At 66.0% G+C, this 5,062-nt stretch carries 4 protein-coding genes; 3 read left to right on the top strand and 1 reads right to left on the bottom strand.

Annotated elements, in window-relative coordinates:
- Window positions 1-946 precede the first annotated feature (946 nt).
- Complete coding sequence (locus OZ10_RS19530; RefSeq protein ID WP_039410062.1) at window positions 947-1,366, bottom strand: hypothetical protein; 420 nt, start codon at window positions 1,364-1,366, stop codon at window positions 947-949.
- Window positions 1,367-1,550: 184 nt separating this feature from the next.
- Here OZ10_RS19530 and sufT point away from each other — a divergent pair, with 184 nt between their 5' ends.
- The 3 genes from sufT to OZ10_RS19515 form a co-directional block, all read left to right on the top strand.
- Window positions 1,551-2,105 (top strand): putative Fe-S cluster assembly protein SufT, encoded by a 555-nt coding sequence (gene sufT / locus OZ10_RS19525; RefSeq protein ID WP_029219190.1) that lies wholly within the window; start codon window positions 1,551-1,553, stop codon window positions 2,103-2,105.
- A 64-nt stretch (window positions 2,106-2,169) separates the two neighbouring features.
- Entirely contained in the window at window positions 2,170-3,255 is a 1,086-nt protein-coding gene (locus OZ10_RS19520) for a branched-chain amino acid aminotransferase (protein WP_039410064.1), read from the top strand.
- A 314-nt stretch (window positions 3,256-3,569) separates the two neighbouring features.
- The coding region (locus OZ10_RS19515) for a S8 family peptidase (RefSeq protein WP_039566699.1) at window positions 3,570-5,062 on the top strand (1,493 nt) is incomplete at its 3' end.

The following is a 5,062-nucleotide window of genomic DNA, read 5'->3' as shown; positions in this document are numbered from 1 at the left end:
CTTTTGGAAAGCCTGACGCACCGACCACCGTCGAGGGCGCGGTGCCCTCACCGCTTGCGGGACACGCCGTCAACCCGTCCATAGGGGCTCGTTGGCGGCATCCATGCCGCGCAATCGGTAAGGTCACCGCGCCAGACAGTTGGCCGGCAGCTAACCGAAAGCGGCCACACCACATGCCGCGTGGGCGTGCTGCTACGACGCTGGCGTAGGACAACGAGGAAAGCAATCGAATTACCTGATTAGCAACGCGCTTCAAGCATTGCTCTCACTTGCACACCGACCATCTTGACTGGTCCTTGCCCGGTCACCGTCGCGGGACCTTGAGCGGCATGGATGCCGCGCCAGAGCTTACACGGACGTACTTGCAGCGTGTCCTGCGATGGTGAGCGGGCAAGGGCCCTGCAAAAGACGCGAAGACGTCGAGGGCGCGGCGCCCTCACCGCTCGCGGGACACGCCTTCAACCCGTCCATGGGGCTCGGTGGCGGCATCCATGCCGCCACACGGTCACGCAATCGGCGAGGACACCGCGCCAGAGAGTTGGCTGGTTTTTAAGACCTAAAGAGACTGTGTCGGCAGCTTGCTAGTCGCTGTTGATATCCATGCGGACCGACCATCTCGACTGGTCCTTGCCCGCCCACCGTCGCGGGACCCTTGGCGGCATGGATGCCGCCACGGAGCTACACGGACGTACTTGCAGCGTGTCCCGCGATGGTGGGCGGGCAAGGGCCCTGCAGCAAAGGCGCAGACCATCCGCTCTGCGCCTGATCTGTCCGTCATGAGCAATCAGGTCGAACGCCTGCAATGTCGAGTGCGCGGTGAGGACACCGCAACAGAAAGTTTGCTGGTGGTTTTATTGAAGAGCCAGGACAACGCGCCAGGGCGTTGATCGTGGGCATTGTTGAAAAACCCTGCGTACCAACCATCCCTACGCCAAACGCGCCCGATTCAGCGCGCTGCCCACCAGGCCACCAACAGCGCGGCGGCGTAGCACAGCAGGTCGAAGCCGTTGTTGGCCAGCTGCAGCAGGGTCCAGGCCAGGCCGGTGCCCATCTTCTGTGCTGAGGTCCATGGGTCCAGGCCGAGCGGTCCGCCCAGTTGGGCCGAGGCGATCCCCCAGTTGGCGCCGACGATGATCAGTGCCGTCGTGACGACGGCGACGCCGATGCGCAACCGGCCGGCGTGCAAGGTGCCAAGGCGCAGCATCCAGGCGATCTCCAGCGCTGCCACCACCGCCATCCAGCCGGCCTGGTTGCCGAGCGCGAGTGCGATGAGGAGCCAGGCGATGAGGGCGGTGACGCATCCCAGCAGCAGGAGCGGGGGCCAGAGCCAGTGGGCGGTTCTGGCGGACGCGGTGGTGGGCGGCATTGGAGCTCCTGACAGTGCGCACATGATAGAACGCGGGCCGGCCTTTGCGATGCACCACACCACCACGGTGCGGCGGATGGAATGCAGCGTCGTCGCTGACGGGCGCTGCGTGCGGCGGCGATGCCGTCGCGGTCGGCTAGAATGGCCGACTTGCGCGCGTCCGGCGCGGCCCCATATCCAGCCCATGTATTCCCGTAGCAGCGAACCCGTCCAGTTCGAACGCGATTGCGATGCCGTCATGGTGCCGCAGGGCGATTCGGTGACCCTGCCCGCAGGCAGTTACGGCTATATCACCCAGGCCTTGGGTGGCAGCTACACCGTCTTTGTCGAGGGCAATCTGTTCCGCATTGCCGGCAAGGATGGCGATGCGATCGGCAAGGAGGCCCCGCCCGGGCTGGAACTGCCCGACAACGCCAGCGACGAAGAGGTCGAGGCCCTGGTGTGGCAGCAGCTGCGCACCTGCTTCGACCCGGAAATTCCGTTCAACATCGTCGATCTGGGGCTGGTCTACGAGGCCGTGGTCAGCCACCGTGAAGAAGACGATCAGCGGCGGGTGGACGTCAAGATGACGCTCACCGCACCCGGTTGCGGCATGGGCGAGATCCTGGTCGACGACGTGCGCAGCAAGGTCGAAATGATCCCGACCATTGCCGAAGCTGATGTCGAGCTGGTGTTCGACCCGCCGTGGGGCCGGCATATGATGTCCGAAGCGGCCCGTCTCGAGACCGGCATGCTCTGATCGTCACGCGCCATGTCCACGATGTGGCGCCGCGTCCTTTCGCCCGCCATACAGGAATCTCCCGGTGTCCGTGTCCTTCGCTTCCACCCGTTCTCCGTCGCCGCGCAGCGCCGACGAACTGTCCGTGATCCTGGCCGCGCCCGGTTTCGGGCTGCATTTCACCGACCACATGGTCGCCATTTCCTGGAACAACGAGCAGGGCTGGCATGACGCGCAGGTGCGCGCGTACGGCCCGCTGCAGCTGGATCCGGCAGCGTCGGTGCTGCATTACGGCCAGGAGATCTTCGAAGGCATCAAGGCCTACCGGCATGCGGACGGCTCGATCTGGACCTTCCGCCCGCAGGCCAACGGCGAGCGGCTGCAGCGCTCTGCGCGCCGTCTGGCACTGCCGGAATTGCCGGTGGACCTGTTCGTCGAATCGCTGCGCCAGTTGGTGGCGGTGGACGCCGGCTGGGTGCCCTCGGCACCGGAAACCAGCCTGTACTTCCGTCCCTTCATGATCGCCGATGAGGCGTTTTTGGGCGTGCGTGCGGCGCACAAGGCCTCGTACTACGTGATCGCCAGCCCGGCCGGCCCGTACTTCGCCAAGGGCGTGGCGCCGGTGTCGATCTGGTTGTCCACCGACTACGCGCGTGCGGCCAAGGGCGGCACCGGCGCGGCCAAGTGCGGCGGCAACTACGCCGCCTCGCTGCTGCCGCAGCAGAAAGCCTACGCGCAGGGCTGCTCGCAGGTGCTGTTCCTGGACCCGGTGGAAGGCAAGTACATCGAAGAGCTGGGCGGCATGAACGTGTTCCTGGTCTACAAGGACGGCAGCCTGGTGACGCCGGAATTGTCCGGCAGCATCCTGGAAGGCATCACCCGTGACAGCATCCTGCAACTGGCCCGAGACCGCGGCATGCAGGTGATCGAGCGCAAGGTGGCCATCGACGAGTGGAAGCAGGGCGTGGCCTCCGGCGAGATTACCGAGGTGTTCGCTTGCGGCACCGCGGCGGTGGTGACTCCGATCGGCGAGCTCAAGGGTGACGGGTTTGCGGTGGGCGATCTGTCCGCACCGGCGGGCGAGGTCACCATGTCGCTGCGCCAGGAGTTGACCGACATCCAATACGGCCGCGTGCCGGATCGTCACGGTTGGCTGGTGCGTTTGTCATAAGACGCCATACCGCGTCAAAAAAAGGCCCCCGTGTGTCAGCACGGGGGCCTTTTTTTGGCCTGCTCTGCAGCAAATGCGCCGTGACCGGTCAAAAAACTGTGCGAAGCGGACTGAACAGAGCTGATCGTTGTCACAAAACGGATATTTAAGTTTCAAAAGTGTCGATCCTGTATTGCCCAGTTTGGTTGCGCTGGGGTAGGTTCGCTGAACGGATCGATAACAGGGGATCGTTCCGGGGGCTCGGTGCTGACCGATGGAAGGCGGCGCCGGATAACACCGCTCAGGCGGTTCTCTTTGATTTGGAAGGGAATTCAATGTCGAACGCGTCCTCTCGCAAGCGTCCTCGCGCACTCATCGTCATGCGCGCAACCGCGCTGACCTCCCTGTTGCTGGCAACGCCTGCGTTCGCCGGCGAGGTCTACCTGGATGGCCTTGCCACCGCCCAGACCCACCAGAAATTCATCGTCACCTACAAGGACGGCAGCACTGCCCTGGCCAGTCCAAGCGTGTTGACCAGTTCCCTGCGCGCCGCCGCCCGTGCGGTACCGGCCAAGGCGGGCAGGGCGCTGGGCCTCGATTCGGTGCGCCGCCTGGCAGTGGGGCCGGAGCTGATCCAGGCCGACCGCGCGCTGGACCGTGCCGAAGCCGAGACGCTGATGCGCCAGCTGGCCGCCGACCCGAACGTGCAGAGCGTGGAAGTGGATCAGATCCTGCACGCCACGCTGACCCCGAACGACACCCGGTTGTCCGAGCAGTGGGCCTTCGGCACGACCAATGCCGGCCTCAATATCCGCGCAGCGTGGGACAAGTCCACCGGCGCCGGCGTGCGCGTGGCGGTCATCGACACCGGCATCGTCAGCCACCCCGACCTCAACGCCAACGTCCTGTCGGGCTACGATTTCATCAGCGACGCGGCAACCGCGCGTGACGGCAACGGGCGCGACAGCAATCCTGCCGACGAGGGCGATTGGTACGCCGCCAACGAGTGCGGCACGGGCATTCCGGCGGCAACCTCCAGCTGGCACGGGACCCACGTCGCCGGCACGGTTGCCGCGGTGACCAACAACGCCACCGGCGTGGCCGGTACTGCCTATGGCGCCGAGGTGATCCCGGTGCGCGTGCTGGGCAAGTGCGGCGGTTCGCTGTCGGATATCTCCGATGCCATCATCTGGGCTTCGGGCGGCACCGTTTCGGGAGTGCCGACGCTGTCGTCGGCGAACGCGGCCGAGGTCATCAACATGTCGCTCGGCGGTGGCGGCGCCTGTTCGACCACCATGCAGAACGCCATCAATAGTGCGGTGTCCCGTGGCACCACCGTGGTGGTGGCTGCGGGCAACGATGCATCCAACGTGTCCGGTTCGCTGCCGGCAAACTGCGCCAACGTGATCGCGGTAGCGGCCACCACTTCGGCCGGCGCCAAGGCCAGCTATTCCAACTTCGGTACCGGCATCGACGTGTCAGCGCCGGGTTCGGCCATCCTGTCCACGCTCAATAGCGGCGCTACCACCCCGGGCAGCGCCAGCTACGCGTCCTACAACGGCACCTCGATGGCGTCGCCGCATGTGGCCGGCGTGGTGGCGCTGGTGCAATCGGCGGCGCCGTCGCCGCTGACGCCTGCCGCCGTGGAAACCTTGCTGAAGAATACGGCGCGGGCGTTGCCGGGCGCCTGCTCCGGTGGCTGCGGCGCCGGCATCGTCAACGCCGATGCCGCGGTCACGGCCGCGATCAGCGGCAGCAACGGGGGCGGCGGTGGCGGCAGCGGCAACACGCTGACCAGTGGCACGCCGGTGACCGGCCTGGGCGCGGC

Origin of the sequence: Xanthomonas cannabis pv. cannabis (assembly GCF_000802365.1) — a bacterium.
GTDB lineage: Bacteria > Pseudomonadota > Gammaproteobacteria > Xanthomonadales > Xanthomonadaceae > Xanthomonas > Xanthomonas cannabis.
Note: the sequence above shows the minus strand (reverse complement) of the source record. Positions and strands in the feature narration are given on the sequence as shown.

Bases quoted from the DNA above. Each gene is read 5' to 3' on its own strand.
- OZ10_RS19530 (WP_039410062.1), bottom strand. From the start codon at position 1,366: ATGCCGCCCACCACCGCGTCCGCCAGAACCGCCCACTGGCTCTGGCCC.
- sufT (WP_029219190.1), top strand. From the start codon at position 1,551: ATGTATTCCCGTAGCAGCGAACCCGTCCAGTTCGAACGCGATTGCGAT.